The 26,857-nt window shown below is 73.3% G+C and carries 22 protein-coding genes and 1 pseudogene; 17 read left to right on the top strand and 6 right to left on the bottom strand.

Annotation, left to right across the window (positions count from 1 at the left end; genetic code table 11):
• The first annotated feature begins 49 nt into the window (after positions 1-49).
• The 4 genes from GA0070214_RS06120 to GA0070214_RS06105 all read left to right on the top strand — a co-directional run bounded on the left by GA0070214_RS06120 (position 50) and on the right by GA0070214_RS06105 (position 4,715).
• On the top strand, positions 50-2,203 hold the full coding sequence (locus GA0070214_RS06120) for a pyridoxal-phosphate dependent enzyme (RefSeq protein ID WP_091260079.1): 2,154 nt from the start codon (positions 50-52) through the stop codon (positions 2,201-2,203).
• Complete coding sequence (locus GA0070214_RS06115; RefSeq protein WP_091260076.1) at positions 2,200-3,318, top strand: D-alanine--D-alanine ligase family protein; 1,119 nt, start codon at positions 2,200-2,202, stop codon at positions 3,316-3,318. The genes GA0070214_RS06120 and GA0070214_RS06115 overlap by 4 nt, the downstream gene beginning before the upstream one ends.
• The gene (locus GA0070214_RS06110; RefSeq protein ID WP_091260071.1) at positions 3,315-3,950 is read left to right on the top strand and encodes a M15 family metallopeptidase; all 636 of its coding nucleotides are present in this window, start codon (positions 3,315-3,317) and stop codon (positions 3,948-3,950) included. The genes GA0070214_RS06115 and GA0070214_RS06110 overlap by 4 nt, the downstream gene beginning before the upstream one ends.
• Before the next feature lie 81 nt (positions 3,951-4,031).
• Complete coding sequence (locus tag GA0070214_RS06105) at positions 4,032-4,715, top strand: RlpA-like double-psi beta-barrel domain-containing protein (protein WP_091260069.1); 684 nt, start codon at positions 4,032-4,034, stop codon at positions 4,713-4,715.
• Between the two features lie 46 nt (positions 4,716-4,761).
• Here GA0070214_RS06105 and GA0070214_RS06100 read toward each other — a convergent pair whose 3' ends face one another.
• The 5 genes from GA0070214_RS06100 to GA0070214_RS06080 all read right to left on the bottom strand — a co-directional run bounded on the left by GA0070214_RS06100 (position 4,762) and on the right by GA0070214_RS06080 (position 10,104).
• Positions 4,762-5,751 carry an ABC transporter permease gene (locus GA0070214_RS06100; RefSeq protein ID WP_091260067.1) on the bottom strand — a complete coding sequence of 330 codons (990 nt, stop codon included), beginning with the start codon at positions 5,749-5,751 and terminating at the stop codon, positions 4,762-4,764.
• Positions 5,748-6,638, bottom strand: coding sequence for an ABC transporter ATP-binding protein (locus tag GA0070214_RS06095; RefSeq protein WP_091260064.1), 891 nt, complete (start codon positions 6,636-6,638; stop codon positions 5,748-5,750). Before GA0070214_RS06095 ends, GA0070214_RS06100 begins: the two co-directional genes overlap by 4 nt.
• Before the next feature lie 11 nt (positions 6,639-6,649).
• Complete coding sequence (locus GA0070214_RS06090) at positions 6,650-7,066, bottom strand: GntR family transcriptional regulator (RefSeq protein WP_091260062.1); 417 nt, start codon at positions 7,064-7,066, stop codon at positions 6,650-6,652.
• 329 nt (positions 7,067-7,395) lie between these two features.
• Positions 7,396-8,664 carry a 4-aminobutyrate--2-oxoglutarate transaminase gene (gene gabT / locus GA0070214_RS06085; protein WP_091260060.1) on the bottom strand — a complete coding sequence of 423 codons (1,269 nt, stop codon included), beginning with the start codon at positions 8,662-8,664 and terminating at the stop codon, positions 7,396-7,398.
• Between the two features lie 3 nt (positions 8,665-8,667).
• Positions 8,668-10,104: a gamma-aminobutyraldehyde dehydrogenase gene (locus GA0070214_RS06080; protein ID WP_091260058.1), complete on the bottom strand. Its 1,437-nt coding sequence runs from the start codon at positions 10,102-10,104 to the stop codon at positions 8,668-8,670.
• A 141-nt stretch (positions 10,105-10,245) separates the two neighbouring features.
• Between GA0070214_RS06080 and GA0070214_RS06075 the strand changes: the two genes are divergently transcribed.
• Complete coding sequence (locus GA0070214_RS06075; protein WP_091260057.1) at positions 10,246-11,685, top strand: aldehyde dehydrogenase family protein; 1,440 nt, start codon at positions 10,246-10,248, stop codon at positions 11,683-11,685.
• A 6-nt stretch (positions 11,686-11,691) separates the two neighbouring features.
• On the opposite strand, the gene GA0070214_RS06070 is transcribed toward GA0070214_RS06075, so the two are convergent.
• The gene (locus GA0070214_RS06070) at positions 11,692-12,924 is read right to left on the bottom strand and encodes an SUKH-3 domain-containing protein (RefSeq protein ID WP_091260055.1); all 1,233 of its coding nucleotides are present in this window, start codon (positions 12,922-12,924) and stop codon (positions 11,692-11,694) included.
• Between the two features lie 81 nt (positions 12,925-13,005).
• Between GA0070214_RS06070 and GA0070214_RS06065 the strand changes: the two genes are divergently transcribed.
• The 12 genes and pseudogenes from GA0070214_RS06065 to ahcY all read left to right on the top strand — a co-directional run bounded on the left by GA0070214_RS06065 (position 13,006) and on the right by ahcY (position 26,854).
• The gene (locus GA0070214_RS06065) at positions 13,006-13,419 is read left to right on the top strand and encodes a YbaB/EbfC family nucleoid-associated protein (RefSeq protein ID WP_091261391.1); all 414 of its coding nucleotides are present in this window, start codon (positions 13,006-13,008) and stop codon (positions 13,417-13,419) included.
• A gap of 5 nt (positions 13,420-13,424) precedes the next feature.
• Positions 13,425-13,781: a hypothetical protein gene (locus tag GA0070214_RS06060; RefSeq protein ID WP_091261389.1), complete on the top strand. Its 357-nt coding sequence runs from the start codon at positions 13,425-13,427 to the stop codon at positions 13,779-13,781.
• Between the two features lie 24 nt (positions 13,782-13,805).
• Positions 13,806-18,083: a toxin glutamine deamidase domain-containing protein gene (locus GA0070214_RS06055; RefSeq protein WP_244167608.1), complete on the top strand. Its 4,278-nt coding sequence runs from the start codon at positions 13,806-13,808 to the stop codon at positions 18,081-18,083.
• The gene (locus tag GA0070214_RS06050) at positions 18,080-18,520 is read left to right on the top strand and encodes a hypothetical protein (RefSeq protein ID WP_091260051.1); all 441 of its coding nucleotides are present in this window, start codon (positions 18,080-18,082) and stop codon (positions 18,518-18,520) included. The genes GA0070214_RS06055 and GA0070214_RS06050 overlap by 4 nt, the downstream gene beginning before the upstream one ends.
• A 75-nt stretch (positions 18,521-18,595) precedes the next feature.
• On the top strand, positions 18,596-18,865 hold the full coding sequence (locus tag GA0070214_RS06045) for a hypothetical protein (RefSeq protein ID WP_091260048.1): 270 nt from the start codon (positions 18,596-18,598) through the stop codon (positions 18,863-18,865).
• Positions 18,862-19,592, top strand: a pseudogene (gene nfi, locus GA0070214_RS06040) (deoxyribonuclease V). The gene GA0070214_RS06045 and the pseudogene nfi overlap by 4 nt, the downstream one beginning before the upstream one ends.
• A gap of 713 nt (positions 19,593-20,305) precedes the next feature.
• The gene (locus GA0070214_RS06035; protein WP_091261387.1) at positions 20,306-21,289 is read left to right on the top strand and encodes a hypothetical protein; all 984 of its coding nucleotides are present in this window, start codon (positions 20,306-20,308) and stop codon (positions 21,287-21,289) included.
• Between the two features lie 185 nt (positions 21,290-21,474).
• Positions 21,475-21,681 carry a Trm112 family protein gene (locus GA0070214_RS06030; RefSeq protein WP_091260046.1) on the top strand — a complete coding sequence of 69 codons (207 nt, stop codon included), beginning with the start codon at positions 21,475-21,477 and terminating at the stop codon, positions 21,679-21,681.
• Positions 21,678-22,874 (top strand): SIS domain-containing protein, encoded by a 1,197-nt coding sequence (locus GA0070214_RS06025; protein ID WP_091260044.1) that lies wholly within the window; start codon positions 21,678-21,680, stop codon positions 22,872-22,874. Before GA0070214_RS06030 ends, GA0070214_RS06025 begins: the two co-directional genes overlap by 4 nt.
• A gap of 28 nt (positions 22,875-22,902) precedes the next feature.
• Positions 22,903-23,916, top strand: a complete 1,014-nt coding sequence (locus GA0070214_RS06020) for a cation diffusion facilitator family transporter (protein WP_091260042.1) — start codon at positions 22,903-22,905, stop codon at positions 23,914-23,916.
• A 1-nt stretch (position 23,917) separates the two neighbouring features.
• Positions 23,918-25,069: a mannose-6-phosphate isomerase, class I gene (manA, locus tag GA0070214_RS06015; protein WP_091260041.1), complete on the top strand. Its 1,152-nt coding sequence runs from the start codon at positions 23,918-23,920 to the stop codon at positions 25,067-25,069.
• A gap of 285 nt (positions 25,070-25,354) precedes the next feature.
• Positions 25,355-26,854, top strand: a complete 1,500-nt coding sequence (gene ahcY, locus GA0070214_RS06010) for an adenosylhomocysteinase (protein ID WP_091260039.1) — start codon at positions 25,355-25,357, stop codon at positions 26,852-26,854.
• Positions 26,855-26,857 lie beyond the last annotated feature (3 nt).

Below are 26,857 nucleotides of genomic sequence, written 5' to 3'. Positions count from 1 at the left end.
CCTGCCCGAAAACGACCCACGGCGTGCGACGCCGGGAGAGGAGACCGCCGTGCCGACCCGTACCGATCAGGGCGCGACACCGGTCGACCGGGTGGTCTGGGCCGACGTGGCCAAGGGCGCCTGCATCATCCTCGTGGTGCTCTGGCACGTCGTCGTGAAGCACTACCTGCGGATCGACTGGCGGATCGACCTGCCGGTGCCGGGGGCCTGGGGGCTGCTCGGCGAGCAACTGCTCCCGCTGCGGATGCCGCTCTTCTTCACCCTCTCCGGGATCTTCGCGGCGAACGCCGTTGCCCGCCCGTGGCGGGTGGCCGGGCGCCCCCGGATCGTCCGCAACCTCTACCTGTACGGCACCTGGTTGCTCGTCCACACCGCCCTGCTGGCCCTCGTGCCGGGCTTCCCGACCGACCGGGCCACCGGCCTCGGCGGCCTGCTGGCGCAGCTCACCGTCACGCCCTCCAACCTCTGGTACCTGTACGCGCTGGCGCTCTACTTCGCGCTGGCCAAGGCGCTGCGCCGGGTCCACCCGGCGGTGCTGCTCGCGGCCTCGGGCGCGCTCTCCGCCGTGGCGGCCACCGGCCTGCTGAACAGCCCCGGCAACCGGGGGCAGGTCTACCAGAACCTGGTGTTCTTCCTGGCCGGCGTGCACCTGCGGCCGCACCTCCAGCGCTGGGCGGCCGGCGCGACCGGCCGCCGCCTGGCCGCGACGGGCACCGCGTACGCCGTGGCTCTGGCCGCCATGGCCCTGGCCGGGGCCGAGAGCCGGCCCGGCGTCTGGCTGCTGGTGTCGGTCGTCGCGGTGGCGTTCGGCCTCACGGCCGCGGCCCGGGCGGCCCGGCTCCCGGTGATCGGCGGGGCGCTCGCCCGGCTCGGCCGCCGGACGCTGCCGATCTACGTGATCCACATGCCGGTGCTGGCCCTGCTGCACCGGCTCCTCGCCGGCCCGGTCGCCGACCTGAACCGGCCGGCGCGGGTGCTGCTGGCGGCCGGCTATCCGGTCCTGCTCACCGCCCTGGTGCTGGCGCTCAGCCTGGCCGTCCACCGGGGACTCACGGCGGCCGGCGCGCGCTGGCTGTTCGACCTGCCGCGCCGCGCCGGCACCGACCACAACCGAGAAGGAGAGACCATGTCCCGCAGCCACGCTCCGGCCCTGCCGGACCGGGCCCGCGTCGAGGAGGCCGCCTGGTGGCTGTCCGGCCGGGTGGTGCGTACCCCCGTGCTGAGCTGCCCGGCGATCGACCGGCTGGCCGGCGCCCGGATCCTGCTCAAGGCGGAGAACCTCCAGACCGGGGGCTCCTACAAGATGCGCGGCGCCATGCTCGCCGTGGGCCGGCTCGCCGCGGACGGCCACACCGGGGTGGTCGCGCAGAGCACCGGCAACCACGCCGTGGCGGTGGCGCTCGCCGCCCGCCGGCACGGGCTGGCCGCGACCGTCGTGCTGCCGGTCGACGCCGCGCCCGTGAAGGTGGCCCGGGCCCGGGCTGCCGGGGCGCGGGTCGTCCTCGCCGGCACCACCGTCGAGGAGCGGCTGGCCGCCGCCCGGCAGCTCGCCGACGCCGACGGTCACCCGCTGGTCGACGCGTACGACCACCCGGACGTGGTGGCCGGGCAGGGCAGCGCCAGCCTGGAGCTGATCGAGGAGGCGGAACGCGCCGGCACCCCGCTGGACGCCCTGGTGGTGCCGGTGGGCGGGGGCGGCGGCGTCGCGGGGGCCTGCCTGGCCGCCGCCGGCACGCCGATCGAGGTGTACGGCGTCGAGCCGGTCGGCTGCGACTCGCTGGCCCGCAGCCTCGCCGCCGGGCGGCCCACCCCGGTCGCCCCGGCGCCCACGATCGCCGACGGACTGCGCCCGAGCTGCGTCGGCGACCTGCCGTTCGCGATCGCGCGGGACGCCGTCCGGGGCGTCGTCCGGGTCGACGACGAGGCGATCGCCGAGGCCTTCCGGCTGCTCCTCCTGGAGCTGAAGGTGCTCGTCGAGCCGTCCGGGGCGGCCGGGCTGGCCGGCGCGCTGCGGCTGGCGGCGCGCTCGGGCGATCCCGAGGGCGTGCCGCAGTCGGCGGGTGGCGCCGAGGGCGGGCGGCCGGCGCGGTACCGGACGGTCGGCGTGGTGCTGACCGGCGGAAATGTCGAGGCGGAGCTGGTGGCCCGGCTGGCGGGCGGACCCGTCGCCGACCTGGCTCGGATGGAAGGGGTGGCGGCGTGAGGGCTGCGGTGCGGATCGGTGTCCTGTTCGGTGGCCCGTCGGCGGAGCACGAGGTCTCCTGCGCCTCGGCGCTCGGCGTGGCCCGTGCCCTGGTGGAGCGGGGCCACCAGGTGGTCGCGCTCGGGATCACCCGCGCCGGCGGGATGCGGCTCGTGCCGGAGCCGGTGCTGACCGAGTGCTGCACGCACGTGGGCGAGGGCCGGGCCATCGACGACCGGCTGCCGGTGACCGGCCCGGCCGTGGAGCTGCGGGCCGGCGAGCGGGCCGGCACGGTGGCGGTCACCGCGGCCGACGCGCCCGGCTCGGTGCACGCCGAGCTGGACGTGGTCTTCCCGGTGCTGCACGGCCCGTACGGCGAGGACGGCGTGGTGCAGGGGCTGCTCGAATCGCTCGGGGTGCCGTACGTCGGGTGCGGCATCCTCGCCTCCGCCGTCGGGATGGACAAGGTGGCGATGAAGCGGGCGCTGCGCGCCGAGGGGGTGCCGACCACCCCGCACGTCTGGTTCGACGCGCCGACCTGGCGCGCCGCCGAGGACCCGGAGAAGCTGGTCGTCGGGCTGCGCCGGCCGCTGTTCGTGAAGCCGGCCCGGATGGGCTCCTCCATCGGAATCTCCCGGGTGGCCGAGGGCGACGACCTGGCGGACGCCGTCGAGGAGGCGCTGCGGCACGACCACGTGGTGCTGGTCGAGCAGGGTGTGACCGGCCGGGAGCTGGAGTGCGGCGTGCTCGGCGGCTGGCACCCGGAGGCGTCGGCGGTCGGCGAGGTCCGGGTCGCGGGCGGCTGGTTCGACTACCGGCAGAAGTACTTCGGCGACGCCGATCCGATGATCGTCCCGGCGCCGCTGCCCGACGAGGTCACCGAGCGGATCCGGGAGCTGTCCGTGCGGGCGTTCACGGCGATCGGCGGCTGGGGCCTGGCCCGGGTGGACTTCCTCTACGACGAGACCACCGGGGACCTGTTCGTCAACGAGCTGAACACCCTGCCGGGCTTCACGGCGCACTCGATGTACCCGAAGGTGTGGGCCGAGTCCGGCGTCGACTACCCCGAGGTGGTGAACCGGTTGGTCGCGCTCGCCTTCACCCGGCACGCGGCCCGGCCGGGGGGTGCCGCATGATCCTGCTCTCCGATCCCCGGGTCGCCGCGGTGTCCAGCCGGGACGACGGCGATCCGCTGGTCGACCTGCGGGAACTGCCGGAGCTGCGACTGGACGGCCGGGCGGCCGACCCCGCCGGGGCGTACGCCCGGGTGCGCCGCGGGGTCGCGGACCGGTTGCTGGCCGCGCAGCGCGCGTTGCCGGCCGGCCTGCGCCTCCTGATCGTCGAGGGGTACCGGCCGTACCGGGCGCAGCTCGACATCTTCACCGGCTACCGGGACGAGTTGCGGCGGCGCCACCCGGACTGGTCGCCCGAGCGGCTGCACCGGGAGACCACCAAGTTCGTCTCGCCGGTCGAGGTGGCGCCGCACAGCACCGGTGGCGCGGTCGACCTCACCCTGTGTGATGCCGATGGGATCGAGTTGGAGATGGGCACGGCACTCGACGCGACCCCGGAGGAGAGTGCCGACGCCTGCTTCACGGCGGCCCGGCACATCCCCGTGAGCGCGTGGCGGAACCGGCAGGTCCTGGTGTCCGCGCTGAGCGGGGCCGGGCTCGTGAACTACCCGACCGAGTGGTGGCACTGGTCCTACGGTGACCGGTACTGGGCGCTGCTCACCGGAGCGTCGCACACCCGTTACGGTCCGTTGTGATTCGCCGATCCGGCTGAACGGTCCGGCGCTCCCGTCCGTACCAGGCGTCGAACGAGACCACCGGACGACGGGAGAGACAACGTGAAGGTGCAGCGCAAGCACGTGCTGGCGGCGACCGTGGCACTGGCCGCCTCGGCGGTCGTCGCGGTGGGCACGGGGATGGGGTTCGCGGAGACCACCCCGGCCGGGCAGTCGGCCTGTGCGGGGTCGGTGACCTTCTCGGCGGAGGGCGGGGCGCCGGCGGCCACCAGCGACCGGTTCCCGGTGGGCACCCGGCTGCGGGTGACCAACCTGGACAACGGCAAGGTGGCGACCGTGACGGTGACCGGCCCGTCCGGGAGTTGCGTGCTGCTCAACACGGCGGCCATGGACCTGGTCCGCGAGCCGGGCAAGAACGTGATCCGCCGCAACCTGGTCGAACGCCTCGACGGCGGCGCCGCGGCGACCGGCGCGGCCCGGCCGGGTGGTGGCGTCCAGGCCGGCGAGGCCCGGCCGGGCAACGCCCAGCCCGGTGGCGTGCGCGCCAGCGTCTGCGGCGGGGCGATCACCTTCTCCGCGGAGGGCGGCGCGCCGGCCGCCACGAGCGGGCAGTTCCCGGTGGGCACCCGGCTGCGGGTGACCAACCTGGACAACGGCAAGGCGGTGACCGTGACGGTGACCGGACCGTCCGGGAGTTGCGTGCTGCTCAACGCGGCGGCCATGGAGCTGATCCGCGAGCCGGGCAAGAACCTGGTCCGCCGCAACGTGGTGGAACTGCTGCGCTGACCCCGCCGGCAGGGTGGGTGGCTGCCCACCCACCCTGCCGGAGGGCTCAGGCGATCCGGCGGATCCGGCGTACGGCGAGGTAGAGCAACAGGGCGGCGAGGGCCACGAAGATCCCGGTCTCGATCCACTGGAACAGCCAGAACCGGTCCGCCGGCTGGTACAGCTCCCAGTTGTAGGCGCCGGGCTGGAGGCCGAGTTCCTCCCCGCAGCGATGGCCGTCCGGGCCCTTGCCGCCCGGCGGGCACATGATGCGGGTGTCCGCCGCCACCATCTTCCCGTCGGGGTTGCGCACACCGCTGGCCAGGACCCAGTTGCCCCGGGACTCCTGCAGCGGTTCGGCTCCCTCGATCGGGAAGGTGCGGGTGCGGGCGGCCTGGTAGTGGGGTCTGGCCAGGATCGCCACCGCCGCCCGGACCCCGATGAACGCGGCCAGGGTGACGCCCATCGCGGGCAGCATCCGGCGCCAGAGGGTGCCGGCGAAGATGCCGAGCGCCACCGCGAAGAGGGTGTAGCCGATCGGGGCGATGCCCTGCAGGTCGAAGACGATGAAGCCGAGGCGGCCCTCGTGCGCGGCCTGGGTGAGCGGGCTGACCCACCAGGCCATGCCCAGTCCGTAGCCGATCGCCAGGGTCACCGTGACCACGACGGCCAGGCCGAACTTCACCAGGGCCCACCGTGTCCGGCCGACACCCTGCGTCCAGGCGAACCGGTGCGTGCCGTGCTCCACCTCCCGGGCCACCAGCGGGGCGCCCCAGAACAGACCGACGAGCACCGGCAGGACGACGAGCAGGACCGCCACCAGGTTCAAACTCTGGTACCGGTTGGTGAACTGGCGGAACGCCGACTCGCAGCCGTTCGCGGCGGCCCCGTCGACGTCCGAACGTGCCAGCTGACTGACGCAGTCCGGCAGCCCGAGCTCGGTGAAGCTGTGCCGCATCGACAGGCCGATCGGGACCATGAGGGCCGCCAGTGCGGCGAAGCCGAGGAGGGTGAAGAGCAGCTGCTTGCGGTGCTGCCGCCAGGCCAGCCAGATCATGCCGGCACCTCCCAGGCAGCGTGGCTCGTGGTGGTCTCGCCCTCGGCGAGGTACGCCAGCACGAGGTCTTCCAGCGTCACGTCGTGCACGGTCCACTCCGGCGCGAGGATGTCGCCGCTCGTGCGGACGAGCAGCGTCGACTGCCGGGCGGTGTGGCTCGCCCGGACCACGGCGTCGACCCCGTCGATCGGTTCGCCGCCGTGCCGGGGCCCGACCAGCTGCCGGTGTGTGGCGACCAGGTCGTCGACCGCGCCCACCAGGTGCACCCGGGCGGCCTGCAGCACGACCAGGTAGTCGCAGACGCGTTCCAGGTCGGCCAGCAGGTGCGAGGAGAGCAGCACGGTCGTCTCGGAGTCGGCGACGCTGCCCATCAGCGACTGCAGGAACTCCCGGCGGGCCAGTGGATCGAGGCTGGCGACCGGCTCGTCGAGGAGCAGCAGCCGGGGTCGCTTCGCGAGTGCGAGCGCCAGCGCGACCTGCGCCCGCTGGCCGCCGGACAGCTTGCCGACGGGCAGCTTCGGCGGGATGCCGAGCTGGGCCAGCCGGTTGCGGGCCAGTGCCCCGTCCCAGCGTTTGTTCATCCGGCGGCCCGCCTCCACCAGCTCGGCTGCGGTGAAGTCCCGGTAGAGCGGGGTGTCCTGGGCGACGAAGCCGATCCCGGGCAGCACCGACGGGTTGGCGTACGGCGCTTCGCCGAAGATCCGCACCGCGCCGGCGTCCGGCCGCAGCAGGCCGACCGCGAGGTGCAGCAGGGTGCTCTTGCCGGCACCGTTCGGGCCGACGAGGGCGGCGATCCGCCCGGCGGGCAGGCGCAGCGAGCAGTCCCGCAGCGCCCAGGTTCTTCCGTACCGTTTGCCGAGCTGCTCGGCCTCCAGCGCGATCTCCATCAGCTGTCCTCTCATCCTGCTGAGGCGGGTTCGGCGCGCGACGACTCGGCGGCGAGCGCGGCCCGCATGGTGGTCTCGACCAGGGCGGTGACGTCTTCAGGGGTGAGCCCGGCAGCGCGGGCGCGGTGCAGCCAGGCCACCAGCTCCTCGCGGAGCTCGGCCTGATCGGCCAGCGACGAGCCGGCGACGCTGTCGCGGACGAAGGTGCCCACGCCGGGGCGGCCCTCGACCAGACCTTCGATCTCCAGCTCGCGATACGCCTTCAGCACCGTGTTCGGGTTGATGGCCAGCGACTGCGCGACGTCGCGGACCTTCGGCAACTGGTCGCCGGCCGTCAGCAGCCCCACCCGCAGAGCCTGTTTGACCTGCTGGATCAGCTGCACATAGGTGTTCACCTTGGACCGGCCGTCCAGAACGAACTCGATCACGCGACGCCCTTCTATTGTCCTACGACAGTAGGACTATAGGACAGGACGGCGGCGCACGGGACCCCTGTGGAGGATCGGACGTGTCGGCCCGTGCCCGCTCCGGCTCGAGCCGACGTTCGTCAGCGAGCTCGCGGCACTGCGGGACGAGCGGATCGACGGTGTCGCCGCGGTGTGACGGACCGCCGAGGAGTGGGTGGCTCGGCCGGATGAGAAGCCAGTCGCCGAGTTCGTGGGGGAGTTGCGTGCACCGGGGGCCTGGGGTGAAACACCACGGGCGGTACCTGGGGGGATCGACGCCCGTGGTGTTCCACGATCGGGGCTGACCTCGGTCAGCCGAAGGCGGCCTCCAGGATGTCCAGGCCACGGGCCAGCTCGTCGTCGGAGATGACGAGCGGGGGCAGGAAGCGCAGCACGTTGCCGTACGTGCCGCAGGTGAGGGTGAGCAGCCCGGCCGCGTGGCAGGCCGCCGAGATCGCCGTCGTGGCGGCCGGGTCCGGGGTCAGCGTGCCCGGCTGGACGATCTCCACGGCGAGCATGGCGCCCCGGCCGCGTACCTCGGCGACGCGCGGGTCGCGGGCGGCGATCGCGCGCAGCCGGTCGACCATCACGGTGCCGATCCGCCGGGCGGCGGCAGCCAGGTCCAGCTCGTGCATGGTCTCGATGGCCGCGAGCGCGGCGGCGCAGGCGATCGGGTTGCCGCCGTACGTCCCGCCGAGGCCGCCGACGTGCACCGCGTCCATCAGCTCGGCCCGGCCGGTGACCGCGGCGAGCGGCAGCCCGCCGGCGATGCCCTTGGCCAGGGTGACGAGGTCCGGCTCGACGCCCTCGTGCTGGCAGGCGAACCAGTCGCCGGTCCGGCAGAACCCGGTCTGGATCTCGTCGGCGACGAACACCACCCCGGCGGCGGTCGCCCACTCGCGCAGCGCCGGCAGGAACCCGTCGGCCGGCACCACGAAACCCCCCTCGCCCTGGATCGGCTCGATGAGCAGCGCCGCCACGTTCTCGGCGCCGACCTGCTTCTCCACCATCTCGACGGCCCGCGCCGCCGCGGTCGCCCCGTCGAGGCCGCCGTCGCGCAACGGGTACGACATGGGCACCCGGTAGACCTCACCGGCGAACGGCCCGAACCGGTGCTTGTACGGCATGTTCTTCGCGGTCAGCGCCATGGTCAGGTTGGTCCGGCCGTGGTACGCGTGGTCGAACACCACGACCGCCGGCCGGCCGGTGGCGTGCCGGGCGATCTTCACGGCGTTCTCCACCGCCTCGGCGCCCGAGTTGAACAGCGCCGAGCGCTTCTCGAAGTCGCCCGGCGTCAGCGCGTTGAGCTGCTCGCAGACGGCCACGTACGACTCGTAGGGCGCGACCATGAAGCAGGTGTGGGTGAAGCGTTCGACCTGCGCCCGGACCGCCTCGACCACCCTGGGCGCCGAGTTGCCCACGTTGGCGACCGCGATGCCGGCCGCGAAGTCGATCCACTCCCGCCCGTCGACGTCGGTGATCGTCCCGCCGCCCGCGCGGTCGACGTAGGAGGTGATGGTGCTGCCGACGCCCCGGGCCACGGCCGCCCCGCGGCGCTTGTGCAGTTCCTCGCTGGACATGGGTCAGCCCTCGATGTTGTGCATGACGTGCTTGATCCGGGTGTAGTCCTCCAGGCTGTAGACCGAGAGGTCCTTGCCGTGCCCGGAGTGCTTGAAGCCGCCGTGCGGCATCTCCGAGACGAACGGGATGTGGGTGTTCACCCAGACGCAGCCGAAGTCCAGCCGGCGGGTCATGCGCATGGCCCGGCCGTGGTCCTTCGTCCAGACCGAGGCCGAGAGGCCGTAGTCCACGCCGTTGGCCCAGCGCACCGCCTCGTCCTCGTCGGAGAAGCGCTGCACGGTGATGACCGGGCCGAACACCTCGTCCTGGATGATCTCGTCGGCCTGGCGGACGCCGGAGACCACGGTCGGGGCGTAGAAGTAGCCGCGCTCGCCGACCTGCGAGCCGCCGGTGTCGACCTTCGCGTGGTCCGGCAGCCGGTCGACGAAGCCCCGCACCCGGGCCAGCTGGTTGGCGTTGTTCAGCGGGCCGTAGAGCACGTCCTCGTCGTCCGGCGCGCCGGTCTTCGTGTTGCGGGCCTGCTCGGCGAGGGCGGCCACGAAGTCGTCGTGGATGCCCGGCCCGGCGAGCACCCGGGTCGCGGCCGTGCAGTCCTGGCCGGCGTTGAAGTAGCCGCCCACCGCGATGGCCTCGGCAGCCGCCGCCACGTCCGCGTCGTCGAAGATCACGACCGGGGCCTTGCCGCCCAGCTCCAGGTGGGTCCGCTTGAGGTCCGGCGCGGCCGCCGCGGCGACCTCCATGCCGGCCCGGGTCGACCCCGTGATCGAGACGAACTGCGGGGTCGGGTGCGACACCAGCGCGCGGCCGGTGTCCCGGTTGCCGCAGACCACGTTGAACACGCCCGGCGGGAAGAACTCGGAGGCGATCTCGGCGAGCAGCAGCGTCGACACCGGGGTCGTGTCGGACGGCTTGAGCACCACCGTGTTGCCGGCCGCCAGGGCCGGGGCGATCTTCCAGACCGCCATCATGAGCGGGTAGTTCCAGGGCGTGACCTGGGCGCAGACGCCGATCGGCTCGCGCCGCACGTAGGAGGTGTGCCCGGCCATGTACTCGCCGGCCGAGCGCCCCTCCAGCAGGCGGGCGGCCCCCGCGAAGAACCGGAACTGGTCCACCGCCGGCGGGAGCTCCTCGTCGGCGGTGAGCTGGCGGGGCTTGCCGGTGTTGCGGACCTCGGCGTCGACCAGCTCGGCCGCCCGGGCCTCCACCGCGTCGGCGAGCTTGAGCAGGGCCTTCTGGCGCTCGCCCGGGGTGGCGTCCCGCCACGTCTCGAACGCGGCGGCGGCCGCCTTCATGGCCGCGTCCACGTCCGCCGCCCCGGAGACCGGCGCCTGGGCGAAGACCTCGCCGGTGCACGGGTCGACGAGGTCGGCGTAGCCGCCGTCCACCGGGTCGACGTACTCGCCGTTGACGAAGTTGCGCAGCTGCTGCTGATCGCTCATCAGATGTCTCCGAGGGGTGGCCGGGGGGAAGGTCAGCGGAGGTTATCGCAATCTGACTGCCATCTTGGCTACTGAATCCGAGGCAGACAAGGGTTTGAGCAACTGTTTCCGCGCGGCGTTGCGTGGTCTACGCTGCCGAGCGTGGAGCCGAGAGCCTTCTATGTCGCCGGCCGCCCCGCCCACGGCGAGGGTGAGCTGACCGTCACCCACCCCTACGACGGCCGGACGGTGGGGCGTACCACCCTCGCCACGCCCGACCAGGTCGAGGCCGCCGTCGCGGCAGCCGCCGAGGTGGCCGCGGCGGCCGCGGCCCTGCCCGCGCACGTCCGCGCGGCGGCCCTCGACCACGTCTCCCGGCGACTGGCCGAGCGGGCCGACGAGGTCGCCGCGCTCATCACCGCCGAGAACGGCAAGCCGGTGAAGTGGGCGAAGGCCGAGGTGGGCCGCGCGGTCTCGACGTTCCGCTGGGCCGCCGAGGAGGCCCGGCGCTTCTCCGGCGAGCTGCAACGCCTGGACACCGACCCCGCGGCCACCGGCCGGATCGCCCTGGTCCGGCGGGTGCCCCGCGGCCCCGTCCTGGGGATCACGCCGTTCAACTTCCCGCTCAACCTCGTCGCGCACAAGGTCGCCCCGGCCATCGCCGTCGGCGCCCCCGTCGTGGTCAAGCCGGCCCCGGCCACCCCGCTCTCGGCGCTGCTGCTCGGCGAGATCCTGGCCGAGACCGACCTGCCGGAGGGCATGTTCTCGGTGCTGCCGCTGCCCAACGAGCGCGCCGCCGACCTGGTCGCCGACCCCCGCCTGCCCGTGGTGTCGTTCACCGGCTCCGGGCCGGTCGGCGCGGCCATCCGCCGGGCCGCCCCCGACAAGCACGTCACCCTCGAACTCGGCGGCAACGCCGCGGCGGTCATCTGCGAGGACTGGGCCTCCGACGGGGACCTCACCTTCGCCGCGCACCGGATCGCCACCTTCTCCAACTACCAGGCCGGGCAGTCGTGCATCGCGGTGCAGCGGGTGTACGTGCACGAATGGCTCTACGACGGCTTCCTGCCCCGGCTCGTCGCGGCCGTCGAGGAGCTGCGCACCGGCGACCCGGCCTCCGAGCTGACCGACGTGGGCCCGCTGGTCTCCGTCGAGGCGGCGGAACGCGTCGAGGCGTGGGTCGACGAGGCGGTCGCCGCCGGAGCCACCATCGAGGTCGGCGGTCGGCGCGACGGCGCCACCTACCCGCCGACCGTCCTCAGCGGGGTGCCGTCGTCGACCAAGGTCAGCACCGAGGAGGTGTTCGGGCCGGTGCTGGTGGTCGCCCCGGTCACCGACGCCGAGGCCGCGTTCGCCGCGGTCAACGACTCGGCGTACGGGCTGCAGGCCGGCGTGTTCACCCACAACCTGCAGACCGCGTTCCTCGCGGCCCGGACCCTGGAGGTCGGCGGCGTGATCGTCGGGGACGTGCCGTCGTACCGGGCCGACCAGATGCCGTACGGCGGGGTGAAGGGCTCGGGCGTGGGCCGGGAAGGGCTGCGCAGCGCCATGGACGACTACACGGAGCCGCGCGTCATGGTGCTGACCGGGGTGAAGCTCTGACGCGACTCACCAGGTGCCGTCGTCGCGGACCCGGCCGGGGGCGCGGCCGAGCAGCAGCGTGGTGAGGGCGGCGTCGATGTCGGCGCCGAGGAACCACTCGCCGGCCTGATCGAGGGCGAAGACCCGGCCGCGCTCGTCGACGGCGAGGATGCTCTCCTGGCGCTCGCTGCCGAGCGGGAACAGCCGGGTGCCGAGCACCGCGCCGAAATCCGCGAGCGTGTCGGCGCTGTGGGCGCCGCGCACCGGATTCGTGGTGAACTCGCTGATCCACACGTCCCGTCCCGGCCCCCGCCGATGGCTGAGGATCGCCGGGAAGGCGGTGAGCGTTCGTTCGGCCGCCGGGAACACCTCATGCCGGTGCTGCCGTCCGGCGATCTTGCGGGTGTCGGCGATCGCGCCCATCGCGAGCGCCTCGTTGAACATGCTGATCTGCCAGCCCGCACTCATGAGCGCGTGCCCGACCTCGTCGGGGAAGCGGCCGGGCTGAATGACCTGCCGCGGCTCGGGCCGCGACTCTTCGGTGTGTGCGAGATCGGACCACGGAAGGACGTTGAAGCGCACCAGGAAGGTGATGCAGGAGTCGCAGGGAAGCTCCGCCGGCCCACCGGCGGGATCTCCTGGTTCCCGGATGCGCAACACCTCGAACCGCCCCGAGCCGAGGAGCGCTCGGGCTTCCTCGATCGTGAGCGGCGGAAGGGCCTCCGCCGCACGTCGGTGGTCCTGCTCGTGCAGGACGTCGGAGACGACGATCATCTCGGCGTGCCGCTCGCCGCCCCGGACCAGGTGGCCCGGTGGCAGCCCGTCCAGGTAGGACTGGACCAGCGGATGGTGGCGCAGTTCGAGGTCGCCCTTGGCGCCGTGCGCGACGTGCGTGCGACCGTCGAGGGTGAGATGTGCGGCGGCGCCTGGCGTGGGCAGCCGGGTGATCTCGCGGAGCAGTTGGTCGGCCGGGTCGACGGTGCGCGGCGCGGCCGGCCCGGTCGGCCGGCGCTGCCGGAACATCTGCTCGACGACAGCGGCCGGCACCCGTGGCCAGGTCGACACCTCGCCGGTCTCCTTGTCGATGACCGTGGTCGGCAGATCGCCGGGCAGGGCCCTGGCTGCGGCGGCCACAGTGGACATGACCAGGTAGCCCAGGTCGAACTCCTCGACCACCGGCGTGCACGGGAATCCCAGGCGCTCGGAGTCCCGTCGGGCCCAGACGGCGGCGAGTTGTTCGGCCTGCTGTCGTTCGATCACAGCCTGAAGTTACCGGACCCCACGGATTCCGTGGCGCCCGGTATGGTCGGGCCTACTGACGGTGACGGAGGGGGAGCGGTGGTGGCCGAGAGCGCGGACCGGGATGCCAACCGCGCGCTGCGAGCGCGGTTCGACGAGGTGTACGGCCAGTACCAGCGACTGCGGTCCGGTTTGGACGAACTCCAGATCAGGCTCGCCGAGCTGCGGGTGACCGAACGCTCCGACGACGGCCAGGTCACGGCGGTCGTGGGTGCCCGCGGTGAGGTGATCAGCGTCGAGGTCGCTCCCTCCGTGTTCCACGACCGGGACGCCCCGGCGCTGAGCCGGAAGATCACCGAGACCGTGCTGCGGGCGTCCCGCGCCGCGGTCGCCGCGACCCACGAGCTGGTCGCCGGCTACCTGCCGCCCGGCTCGCCGTCGGTGGAGTTCCTGCGTACCCATGATTTCGGCGCCCTGCTGGGCCGGGCCGACGCGGTCCTGTCACGCGGCGAGTGACGGCCGTGGCCGACGGGAAGATCTGGCTGGCCCCGGACCGGGCCCGACGCGGTGGCGCCGACCTCGCGCTGGCCGGGGAGGCCGTCACCACGTCGCGGCGGGAGGCGGGCGACCCGATCGCGGCGGCCGGCGCGCAGCAGCCGTGGGGCCGGGACGACATCGGCGCCGCCTTCGACAAGCACTACCAGGGCTACGCGGAGACCCTGCTGCGGGCCTGGGAGATCCTCGGCCGCTCGCTCGAAGGGCTGGGCACCGACGTGGTGCGTTCCGTCGTCGCCACGGTCGAGACCGACCTGACCAACGCGCGCCAGCTCGGCGAGATCCCGCACCAGCAGCACAACCCGCACCGGCCCTGGCGCTGACCACCGGAGGATCCGCGCGTGAGCATGCTGCCCAGCCCGATCCCACACCCGCTCGACCACTGCCCCTGGGACGTGCCCGGCTGGATCTACGAGGCGCTCGACTGGGTCGTCGGCGTCGAATGGCCGGAGGGGAACGAACGCGCCGTCTGGGACCTGGCCGATCAGTGGTACGGGGTGACCGACGTCCTGGCCGGCCCGCGGAACGACGCCGTTACCGCCGCGGGCGAGGTTCGCAGCGGATATGGCGGCGTCGGCCTGGTGGCGCAGGCCTTCGACATCGCCTGGGGCAAGGTCGCCGAGGGCGAGGACGCGCCGCTGCACGTGCTCGTGGCGGCGACCGGCGAGCTGGGCAAGCTGGTCGACTCGTGCGGCTGTGACATCGAGGGCGCCAAGCTCGAGGCCTGGATCGAGCTGGGCATCCTGGTCGTCGAGCTGCTCTCGCTCGCGGTGGCCACGGTGCTGACCATGGGCGCGGCCTCGCCGGCGGCCGGAGCCGCCATCGCGGCAAGCCGGGTCGCGGTGCAGCAGATCTTCCGGCGGCTGGTGGCCCAGCTGGCCCGCAAGGCCGTCAGGGAAGGGCTGAAGGAGGCCGGCGAACGGGCCGCCAAGGAGGTCGTGAAGAGCGGTGCCCGGGGGCTCGCTCGCCGGGCCGTGCTGGCCGGGTTGGTCGAGGCGGGGCAGGAGGCGGGCACCAGCCTGGCGACGCAGGCGTACCAGAACTCCACCGGCCGCCGGGACGGCCTGGACCTGACCGACGTGGGCATGTCGGGGCTCGCTGGGTTCGCCGGCGGGGCGGCCGCGCCGCTGGCCGGCCTCGGGCGCCACGCGAACGGGCGGTTCGCCGAGATCGGCGAGCGCTTCGGGCGCGAGATGGCCGGCGAGACGCTGGCCGAGAGCGCGGCGGGGCTGGCGACCGGTCAGGACCTGTCGCTGGAGGACATCGCCCGGGCGGCGGCATCCGGGGCCAGCGGTTCCGCCACCGGGCAGGCCGACAACGCCCTGCGCCATCGGCTCGACGAGAAACTGGCCGGTCTTCCCGCGCAGCCGGTGGACCCGGGGCTTCCGCCGTCCGGGCCGATCCCCTCCCAGCGAATGCCGGACCCGGCCCCGCTCATCGAGGACCCCGGACCGGTGTCGCACGCCGGGGCTGTCGATTCTCTCCCGAACCCTCCGGCGGCGCTCGTCGGCGGTCGGCCGGCTGCGGTGCACCTCTCGTCTCTCGACGCGGGGCATGCCGGGGAGGGGGTCGACGCCCCGCCGGCTCATCCGGTGGACGTGGAGGTGGCGACGGGCCGATCGAACGTGGAGATGACGGCGGGCCTAGCGCGGGTGGAGGCCACGGCCAGCCCCTCGCTCTCGTCCGTGGCCGTCGAGGCGCCGGTTCCGGTCGCCTCCGGCCCCGTCGAGCACCAGCCCGGTCCGGTCAAGGGCCCTGTCGTGCCCGACGTCGGTGCGTCGAACCACATCGGTCCGGTGCAATCGGCCCTGCCGACCACCGTCGGCCCGCACGCCGGCGTTCCCTCACCGCCGCATTCCCCGCCGTCGATGCCGCCGAACCACACGCCGGTGAGGACCGTGACGGACCGCGCCGGACCGGTGGCCGCCCCCACGGCGAATCCGCACTCCGTACCGGTCACGGGCCCGGGATCGGGGGCACCGGTCAACGACCGGAATTCGCAGCCTGCTTCGAATCCACGATTCCCACTGCTGGAAGCGCTGGCCCCACAGCGCCTGGCACCGAACCCACAGCCGTCCCAGCCCGGCCACTCTGATCCGTTGCGGCCGCACGCGAGGACGGCCCAGGACCGGGCCGCGCGACTGGCGGCCGACCGGGAGGCCCTCGACCGACGCCGCTATCAGGGCTACCTCCGGCACCAGCGTGAGCTGTATGAGGAGAACCGGCGGCAGGGCGAGCTGAGGAAGCTTCGCGACGTCGCCGAGCAGCACTATGAAGCCGCGCGCTGGCTTCTTCAGCGAGCGCACGAACTGCGCGAGGCGGGGCGGCAGCAACTCGCCGACCAGCACGTTCGCGAGGGTCGGCGTAGAGAGCAGTTCCACTACCGGGCCACCGACGCGGCGGAGGCGGTGCGTGCCGGCGAACGGCTGCCCGCCGAGGTGACGGTCGAGGACGACCTCGACTTCTACCGGATCAATGACGACGTCGCCGACCTCGCGCGGGGCGCCGTGGAGACGGCGGATGACTCGGCACTCACCGGCCACGGCCATCCACCGCCGATCGACCGCTCCCGGCGGTACGGCATGCGCGGTGGACTCCGGCCGCCCCTCGCACTGCACCAGACCGACCTGGAGCGGCAGATGCCGCGCAACCCCGACGGCAGTGTGGTGCGGACCGCTGACCCCCGCCAGGGCGGGTGGTTCCGGTTGGCGAACGACGGCGGGCCCGCCGCGGACGCCACCCGAGGCATCAACTGCCTGGACTGCACCCTGTCGCTCTTCGAGACCTGGATGCACGGCCGGCCGCGGGTGTCCGCGCCGCGCACCTTCGACGGCTACCTCCTGGGGGACGTCCACAAGCCGGTGGGCGGCGAGGCGGACGGACCCCGCCGGGTCGAGGAAACCACGGGCGGTCGGTTCCAGAACCTCGGCCCCACCGCCCTGTCCGGCCACCCCGGTCACGAGACGCGCGAGGTGATCGAGGACGGTTACCGCGACCTGCAAGCCCAGTTGGCCGCGGGTGGCCACGGCAGCTACGCCTTCCTCATCACCGGCATGGAGGGCGGCGGCTCCCACGCCTGGGTGGCGCTGAACCAGAGCGGGACGATCCTCTACCTCGACCCGCAGATGGGCAGGGTGAGCAGACACCCGCTCTACACCCACAGCGGGATACCGAGTCCCGGCAACGTGGTCGGCCTCGACGCGCTGGTGCTCGGCCCCGACGGCCGGCCGATGCCACTCCCCGGGCGGCCGCCTGGTGACTACAACGTCCTGCCCGACCCGGCGCCACCCCGGCCGCTCGATCCGCCGCCACCGACGGACGACGGCGACGCTCCGGATTTCAACCACGTCCACCTGCTCGGCGAATCCACCACCTTCCACCGGCCGGACGGCACCCCGTTCCCCGGCAGCGCACCCGGCGCGGCCTCGGAGGCGGTCCAGTTGCGGAACGCGCACCGCGATGCGCACGCCGACCGGATCGCCGCCGGGCTGTACGTCCGTGATGCGCTGACCGCTAGCGGGAGCCTGGACGACGTCTTCGCCGCCGGGGTGACGCCGGTCGAGCTGGCACAACATGTCGACGGGCCGACGCTGCAACGGCTGGTACCCGAACTGGATCCGGCGGCGGCCGGCGACCTGACGAGGCTGCTCGCCGACCCGCGCGTCCAGCAGATGCTCGACCACGCGTGGGAGGCGCCGCCCCGAGGCGAGGAACTGCTGGCCGAAACGCTGGTACGGCAGCTCGCGCACCGGCCCGACCTGGTCCGGATGATCCTGTCGACGCCAGAACTCGCCAACTCGCTGACCGCCCGCCCCGTCACCCTCCACCACCTGGCCAGCCACCAAAAGGCAATCGACGTCCTGAGCGAGGTCCTGGACGAGATTGCCCATCGAGGTGCTGCCGTTGTTGCGACAGCACCGGCATCACCCGTTGAACCCACACCGCTTAGCCAGGAGCAGATCGCGGTCAGCTGCCACTTCGATGGCGAGAGGCCTGCGGCCCTGCAACCGGGATTCGATGAAGCACGGTCCGGCGACCTCGCGTATCGAGGACACTATTTGGACCAGCTGTATGTGGCCGCCGCAGAGGCGCAGCGGGAGCTTGACTCCCTCGGCCGCGAGCTAGCCGGCATGTCATCCAATGGCGCCGAGTATCAACCACGACCTGGACCGAAGGAGCGTACGCGGGCCGAGGACAAGGTGGCAAAGCACGGCGGGAACGCTTCTCGTCTCCGGGACCTGGCAGCCGGCCGGGTCTCGTATCGGACCCTGGAGGACCTCTACTTAGGGCTGGCGCATATTAGAGCAAACTCACAGCTCCAAGTGGCGAGGTACGAAGACCGCTTCCGTGAGCCGCAGGACAGCGGCTACCGGGACATTCAATTCCTGGTGCGGACTTCGACAGGCCATGTTGCGGAGTTCCGGCTACAACTAGCCGCACTCGATCGGGTGACGGAGTGGGAGCACTCGCTGTTCGAGGTGTGGCGTGATCTCGAAGCAGTCCCCCGCGAACAGGGACGTATCCTGGCAGAAACGGAGTCGGCGATCCGTAAGGGCATCGTCCAGCGCCAGCGTGAGCACTTCTGGGCTGCGCTCCAATCGACCTTGAGTGGCGGATGGGAATGACGGAGACGACGGACGGCTTGACTCGCACCGGCTACTACGACTATTACGACACTCCGGTCAAGATTCTGCCGACCACCGAGGGTGGGCTTATCGCCTGGAGGTTGGATCGGCAGACGGGCGGCTGGCGACCGGCCAACGACATCATCGACGAAATCCTTTTCGCGATGGGCGGGGACGTGTTCGTTCGCTCGGCCGAACGGTTCGTGCAGCGCGTGGAAGAAGAGCGTGGGCGCTATACCAAAGGTGATGGGCCTGTCTTCGCGCTCTACGAAACGGTCAACGCCATCGAGGATGTGGCCATCGCTGAAGGCCGTGCCTACACGCCGGAGGAGGCTGCGCTGATTACTGGCATTCGTCGACGGACGTTCGTGATGTTTGAGGAGCAGCTTCAGCAGGCCGGCGACCCTGGCGCCGACCCCACTATCGCGACCGGCTGACACCGCCCGCCCTAGTGGGAGCGGAGAGACGGCCGCGTCGGTCAGCGACTCGCACCCGACGGTTACGGTGACCGGATGACGGGTTCGTCTCGGCGCCAGGCCGCCTCCTGGGTCGCGGGCCTGCTGATCGGACTCGTGATCGGCCTGCTCACCATCGGCGGCTTCGGCGGCGTGGCCTTCGGGATCGGCATCGGCCTGGCCTTCGGCATCGCCCTCACCAAGACCACCGCCAGCAACGACGATGCGGAATCGCGAGCGGCCACCGAGCGGGATCCCCAGCACACCGGCGGACCGCACCAGGACGCCGGCGACCGCGACCCCGACCGGGACGACCGCCGGCTGTGACGAGCGGGGGAGTGCCGTACCAGCCGCCGGCCGACGTGGCGGAGGCGCTGCGCGTACAGGATGAGTTGCGGTCCCGGGTCGACCTCGTCGGGCCGGGGCCGACCGCGCCCGCGACGGTCGCCGGGCTGGACGTCGCCTACGCGGAGAGTGGTGACCGGCTCGCGGCGGCCGTCACGGTGCTGGACGCGGCCACCCTCGCCGTCGTGGACGAGGCGGTGAGTGTGGGCCGGCCGGCGTTCGACTACGTGCCGGGGCTGTTCGCCTTCCGTGAGCTGCCGGCGTTGCTGGCGGCGCTGGAGCGGTTGACCATCCGGCCCGACCTGCTGGTCTGCGACGGGCACGGGTTGGCGCATCCGCGCCGGTTCGGGTTGGCCTGCCACCTCGGGCTGGTGACCGGGCTGCCCGCGATCGGGGTGGGGAAGACGCCGCTGGTCGGGGTCTGGGACGAGCCGGCGCCGGAGCGGGGCGCCTCGACGCCGCTGCGCACGGCGGCGAGGTGGTGGGCCGGGTGCTGCGGACCCGGGACGGGGTGAAGCCGGTCTTCGTCAGCGTCGGGCACCGCATGAGTCTGGAGAACGCGGTCGACCGGGTGCTGGCTCTGACGCCCCGGTACCGGCTGCCGGAGACCACCCGGACGGCCGATCGGCTCTGCCGCAAGGCACTCGCCGCCGCCAGCCCCCCAACCGCCGCACCATCCGACAAGGGCGATCCGGCCGCGAGAGCCTGACGGCCGGCAACGGCGACCCGGCCGGAACCGCCTCATGGCCGGCCCGCAACGGCGACCCGGCCGGAACCGCCTCATGGTCGGCCCGCAACGGCGACCCGGCCGGAACCGCCTCATGGCCGGCCGGCAACCGCGACCCGGCCGGAATCACCGCATGGCCGGCCGGCAACGGCGACCCGGCCGGAACCGCCTCATGGCCGGCCGGCAACGGCGACCCGGTTCGGAACCGCCGGGCCGGGGACCCTGCGTGCCGGGCGGCAGAGCGAACCAGCAACGAGCGCGTGCCCCGGCCAACCGCCGCCTCCAGCCAGCGTCGATCTTTGGGGGTGCACGCCGATGTGAATCTTGGACAGTTGCCGTTCGTGGCGAACGGTAAGTGTCCAAGATCTCCCGCGTCCTCGTCGGCCAACCCCGGCGGCCCGGCAACGGCGACCGGCGCCGTCGCGGAGCGGCCTCGACGGCCCGGTTCCCGGCAGCGGCGACCGCGCCGTCGTCGGCCGGCCCGGCGGCCCGGCGGCCCGGCGGCCCGGCGAGGGGCGAACGCGCCGTGAGCCGCCGCAAGTGATCATGCGAGCGAGGCTGGTCGCGTCGAGGATGGAGCCGGTGCCGTGGGGTGTCGCGGCGCACATGCGGGGCGCTCGATGGGCGGGTGCCCCTCGGGCCCGGTAGTAACCTGACCCGGGGATCCCGTCCGGGGCGGAAACGGTGAGGTGGAGATGTCGGTGAGGCGGCACGCGGCGCGGTGGGCCACGGTCGGCGCGATGCTGGGCGGCCTGCTGGCCGGCGCGGCGTCCCCGGCGCTGGCCGCCGACGACCGGGTGGAGGTGCGCTCGGCGAGCCGCTTCACGGCGGGTGCCTCGGCGGGCACGGTGGCGGTCGAGGTACGGAAGCGTACGGACGGGTGCGTGCTGCTCCGCACCGCGCTCGGGCTGCGCCTCGACGGGCTGCGGGCGGACCAGGTCCAGGTGCAGGTGGCCACCGGCGGCCGGTGGGTGCCCGTGCCGGTGTCCGGCGGTGGTGGCGCGGTCGCCACGGCTCAGACCTCGCCCGCCAACGCGGCCCTGTGCAAGGGCAAGGGGATCACGGTCCGCTACCGGGTGGCCTTCCTGGCCGGCACCGTCGGCGGGCGGTTGACGGTGGCCGGCGAGGCGAGCGCCGCGAACGGCCGCGTGCTCGGCCGGTCCAGCACGGCGGCGCGGGTGGTGGGCGCGGAACCCACCGCCAGTCCGAGCCCGACGCCGTCCCGCAAGCCCTCGCCGACGCCGACCCCGAGCGCGGCCGCGACCACCCCGGCCGAGTCCGACACCACCTCGGCGCTCGCCGCCGCGCTCGACCCGGCCGCCGGCGCCGCGGCCGACGACTCGTCCTCCGGAGGTTCCCCGATCATGTGGTTCGGCATCGCCCTGGTGCTCGTCGGCGTCGCGCTGATCGTGCTGCTGGTCCGCCGCAACCGCGCGGAGAAGACCGACGGGCAGCCGGGCGCCGGTCTGCCGCCGGTCCCGCTGCCGCGCAGCAGCACGACCTACCGCTCGGGCGCGCCCGCCGGTCCGGTGTACGGGCAGCAGCCGCCCGCCCCGGCGCCGCGCCCGACGGGGAACGTCTACGGCGCCCCCACGGCCACGACCGACCGGCCGGACGGCGAGCCGCCGGCCGCCGCGGGTGGCGACGCCACCACCGTGCTGCCCCGCGTGCCCCGCTGAACCGGAACCCGGCCGGTCGCCGGGGTTACGGTGACGGTGGGTGACGGGGCCCTGACCGGGGTGCCGCACACCGGCCGCCGGGTGCCGCGATGTGGCGCGGTGCCCGCGCCGGTTCGCCGATAAGATCGCGTGCGCCGGACGGCACCGCCGACCGGTGAGACCGCATACGTGGAAGGAGCCGCGCCGTGGCCCTGGACCCGCAGTTGCTCGAGATCCTCGCCTGCCCGGACACGCACCACGCACCGCTCGACTACGACCCGCAGGCCCAGACGCTGACCTGCACCGAGTGCGGTCGGATCTTCGAGGTCCGGGACGACGTGCCGGTGCTGCTCCTCGACGAGGCGCGCGGCGGACCGGCGACGGACGACGCCCGCGGTGGGTCGCCGCGATGATGGAGGGTACGGCCGGCGTCAGCGGGCACCGGCACGCGGACGAGTCACTGCTGGACAATCCGGACCGGCTGGCCGAGCAGGACCCGGGCGGGATGCTCCGGTTCACCGCCTCGGCCGGCGCGCAGGTGCGTGAGTCGGCGGCGCTGGCCGCCGAGGCGAACCTGACCGTGCTCGCCGACGAGGGCCGCCCGCGGGCGGTGGTCATCGCGGGCATCGGCACCGCCGGGCGTACCGGTGACGTGCTGGCCACGGTGGCCGGGCCGCGTTGCCCGGTGCCGGTGATCCCGCACCGCAGCGCCGGGGTGCCGGGCTGGGTCGGTGCGGCGGACGTGGTGATCGCGGTGAGCGCCTCCGGCCGCAGCCCCGAGGCGCTGGGCGCCGCCGAGGCCGCCCACCGGCGGGGCGCCCGCCTGGTTGCCGTGGGCGCCCCGGACTCGCAGCTCCAGTCGGTGGCCGAGCGGGCCCGCGCGCCCTTCATTCCGGTGCCCCGGCGCGCTCCGGCCCGGGCCAGTCTCTGGGCGCTCACCGTGCCGGTCCTGCTCGCCGCCCGTACGCTCGGGCTCGTGAAGGTCAACGAGGCGGACCTGGCCGAGACCGCGGCCCGGCTGGACGCCGACGCCGACCGGTGCCGGCCCACCGCCGAGTCCTTCGTGAACCCGGCGAAGTCGCTGGCCCTGGGCCTGTCCGGGTCGATCCCGATCGTCTGGGGCTCGTCGCCGCTGGCCACCGTGGCGGCCCGCCGCTTCGGCGACACGCTCTCCGCCAACGCCCGCTATCCGGTGGTCACCGGGGCGCTGGGCGAGGCGGGCCGGGGGCGGGTCGGCCTGCTCGACGGCGTCTTCGGCGGTCTGGTCGAGGGGGAGCGGGACATCTTCGCCGACCCCGAGGAGACCGACGGCGACGCCACCCGGCTGCGGCTGGTGCTGCTGCGCGACGGCGGCCTCAACGCCGAGGACGACACCGACGAGCCGCTGGCCGTGGAGGAGCGCCGCGCCGACGCGGTGCAGACCCTCGCCGAGCGGCGCGGCGTGCGCTGCGACGTGGTCACCGCCGAGGGCGGGTCGGCGCTGGAGCGGCTCGCCTCGTTGATGGCGGTCCCGGATTTCGCCTCGGTCTACCTCGCCCTGGCACACGGACTGGACCCGATGGCCGTGCCGGCCATCACCGAGATGAAGGAGCTGGCGAACCAGTGAGCACGTGCGGCATCGGGCGGGGAGAGGCATGAGCGCCAACGGTGGGACGCGGGCGATCGTCGCCGCCCTGGCGGCCAACATCGGCATCGCCGTCACCAAGTTCATCGCGTTCCTGCTGACCGGCTCCTCGTCGATGCTGGCCGAGTCGATCCACTCGGTCGCCGACTCGGGCAACCAGGGCCTGCTGCTGCTCGGCGGCCGGCGGGCCAAGCGCGAGGCCACCCCGGAACACCCGTTCGGGTACGGCCGGGAGCGCTACATCTACGCGTTCATCGTGGCGATCGTGCTGTTCAGCGTCGGTGGCCTCTTCGCGCTCTACGAGGCGTACCACAAGGCGCAGCACCCGGAGCCGATCACCGACTGGCAGTGGGTCCCGGTGGCGGTGCTGGTGATCGCGATCGCCATGGAGAGCTTCTCGTTCCGGACCGCCATCAAGGAGTCCAACCACATCCGGGGCAGCCAGTCCTGGGTGCGGTTCATCCGCCGGGCCAAGGCCCCGGAGCTGCCGGTGGTGCTGCTGGAGGACTTCGGCGCGCTGGTCGGTCTGGTCTTCGCGCTGTTCGGCGTGGGGATGACGCTGATCACGGGCGACGGCATCTGGGACGCGGCCGGCACCGCGATGATCGGCGTACTGCTGGTGATCATCGCGATCACGCTGGCCATCGAGACCAAGAGCCTGCTGCTCGGCGAGGGTGCGGAACGCCACGATCTGGCGAAAATCGAGCAGGCCGTGACCGAGGGGCCGGAGGTCGAGCGCATCATCCACATGAAGACGCTCTACCTGGGCCCGGAGGAGCTGATGGTGGCCGCGAAGATCGGGGTGTCGGCCTGCGAGACCGCCGAGGAGCTGGCTCGGGGCATCAACGCCGTCGAGGCGCGGATCCGCGCCGCCGTGCCGATCGCCCGGGTCATCTACCTGGAGCCGGACATCTACAGCGTGGCGGCGGACCGCGCGGGCACCGGGCAGGCCGCGCCCACGGCCGTCCCGCAGCCCGACCCGGAATCCGGCAGCGACGGGACCGCCGGACGGCCCGGGAGCTGACGTGGAGCTGCTGCAGGGCCGGATCCGGGACTACGCCTGGGGCTCCCGCACCGCGATCGCCGAGTTGCAGGGGCGCCCGGTGCCGAGCGCCGGGCCGGAGGCCGAGCTGTGGCTGGGCGCCCACCCGGGTGCCCCGGCCACGGTGGACCGGGCGGGCAACCCGGTCGACCTCACCGATCTGCTGGTCGCCGAGCCGGCCCACTGGCTGGGCGAGCACCTGGTCGGGCGGTTCGGCACCCGGCTGCCGTTCCTGTTGAAGGTGCTGGCGGCGGACGCCCCGCTGAGCCTCCAGGCGCATCCGAACGCCGAGCAGGCCCGGGCCGGGTACGCCGCGGACGCGGACCGGGTGAACTACGTCGACCCGTACCACAAGCCGGAGCTGCTGGTCGCGCTCTCGGAGTTCGAGGCGCTCTGCGGGTTCCGGGACCCGGCCGAGTCGGCGGCGGCGATCGGGGCGTTCGGCGTACCCGCGCTGGAGCCGGTGGTGGCGGCGCTGCGTACCGGGCCGGCGGGGCTGCGCGAGGCCGTACGCCTGCTGCTGAGCTGGCCGGCGGCGGAGCGCGCCGGGCTGGTGGCGGACGTGCTGGCGGCGCAGGTCGCCGGGCCGGACGCCGAGCTGGCCCGCGCGCTGGCGGTCGACTACCCGGCCGACCCCGGCGTGGTGGTGGCGCTGCTGCTGCACCACGTCCGGCTGGCGCCCGGCGAGGCGATCTGGATGCCGGCCGGCAACCTGCACGCCTACCTGCGCGGCACGGGCGTGGAGATCATGGCGGCCAGCGACAACGTGTTGCGCGGCGGGCTCACCCCGAAGCGCGTGGACGTGGACGAGCTGCTGCGGGTGCTGCGCTTCGAGGTGCTCGACGAGCCGGTGGTGCGGCCGGAGCCGGTGGCGCCCGGCGTGGTGACCTGGCCGGTGCCGGTGGACGACTTCGCGCTGCACCGGGTCGAGGTGACGCCCGGCGGCCCGGAGGCGCGGCTGGCGCTGCCCGGCCCGCGGGTGGTGCTCTGCCGCGCCGGCAAGCTCACCGTGGACGACGGGGTGGGCCGGGTCACCCTGGCGGCCGGCCAGGCGGCGATCGGCGCCGCGGCGGGCGGCCCCCTGGTGCTCGGCGGCGACGGCGAGGCGTTCGTCGCCACCGCGGGCGCGCGCTGAGCGAGCAAGTCCGACTTTCCCGAAACGGCTTGACGGCCCAGTCACTCGGTGTGACTCTATGGGTACGCAGCGTTGTCGCGACGAAGGTCCGGTAACGCGCGGGGGAACCAAACCGGGGGGATGCACGGGGCGGCCGGGCCGTGAGCGGAAAGTCCGTTCACGACCGACCGCCCCGTGCGCTGTCCGCCGACCGGGCCGTTACCGCGTCGGCCAACCGGGCCGGGGAGAAGAAAGCCACGCGCGTAAGGTGGAAGGCTGCGCAGTCTTCGTTCGACAGGAGCTTCCATGACCAGCACCCTCCCGGCGGCCCCCCGTGGCGCGTCGTCCGGAGCCCGGCCGAGCACCCTCGCCGAGGGCGACTACAAGGTGGCGGATCTGTCGCTCGCCGCGTTCGGGCGTAAGGAGATCCGGCTCGCCGAGCACGAGATGCCCGGGCTGATGGCGATCCGGCGCGAGTTCGCCGAGGCCCAGCCGCTCGCCGGCGCCCGCATCACCGGCTCGCTGCACATGACCATCCAGACCGCCGTCCTCATCGAGACCCTTGTCGCGCTCGGCGCGCAGGTCCGCTGGGCGTCCTGCAACATCTTCTCCACCCAGGACCACGCCGCCGCCGCGATCGTCGTCGGCCCGGAGGGCACCCCCGAGGCCCCGGCCGGCGTGCCGGTCTACGCCTGGAAGGGCGAGAGCCTGGAGGAGTACTGGTGGTGCACCGAGCAGGTGCTCACCTGGCCCGACGGGCAGGGCCCGAACATGATCCTCGACGACGGCGGCGACGCCACCCTGCTCGTGCACAAGGGCGCCGAGTTCGAGAAGGCCGGTGTCGTGCCGCCGGTCGAGTCCGCCGACTCCGAGGAGTACGCGGTCATCCTCCAGCTGCTGCACCGCTCGCTCGCCGAGGACGGCCAGCGCTGGACCCGGATCGCCGCCGGCATCAAGGGCGTGACCGAGGAGACCACCACCGGCGTGCACCGGCTCTACGAGATGCACCGCGCCGGCACCCTGCTCTTCCCGGCCATCAACGTCAACGACTCGGTGACCAAGAGCAAGTTCGACAACAAGTACGGCTGCCGCCACTCGCTCATCGACGGCATCAACCGCGCCACCGACGTGCTGATCGGCGGCAAGATGGCCGTCGTCATGGGCTACGGCGACGTGGGCAAGGGCTGCGCCGAGTCGCTGCGCGGCCAGGGTGCCCGGGTCGTGGTGACCGAGGTGGACCCGATCTGCGCCCTCCAGGCGGCCATGGACGGCTACCAGGTGGCCACCCTGGACGACGTGGTCGAGCAGGCCGACATCTTCATCACGGCGACCGGCTGCTTCAACGTCATCACGCACGAGCAGATGGCCCGGATGAAGCACCAGGCCATCGTCGGCAACATCGGCCACTTCGACAACGAGATCGACATGGCCGGTCTGGCGAAGCGCTCCGACGTGACGCGGGAGAACATCAAGCCGCAGGTCGACGTGTGGCGCTTCGAGGACGGCCACGCCATCATCGTGCTCTCCGAGGGCCGCCTGCTGAACCTGGGCAACGCCACGGGCCACCCGAGCTTCGTGATGTCGAACTCGTTCGCCAACCAGACCATCGCCCAGATCGAGCTCTACACCAAGACCGACGAGTACCCGGTCGGCGTGTACGTGCTCCCCAAGCACCTGGACGAGAAGGTCGCCCGGCTGCACCTGGACGCGCTCGGCGCCAAGCTGAGCACCCTCACCAAGGAGCAGGCCGCCTACCTGGGCGTGTCCCAGGAGGGCCCGTTCAAGCCGGAGCACTACCGCTACTGAGTT

Source organism: Micromonospora chaiyaphumensis, assembly GCF_900091435.1.
GTDB lineage: Bacteria > Actinomycetota > Actinomycetes > Mycobacteriales > Micromonosporaceae > Micromonospora > Micromonospora chaiyaphumensis.
The sequence above is the reverse complement of the archived record's forward strand: the minus strand, read 5'-3'. Positions and strand labels throughout refer to the sequence as shown.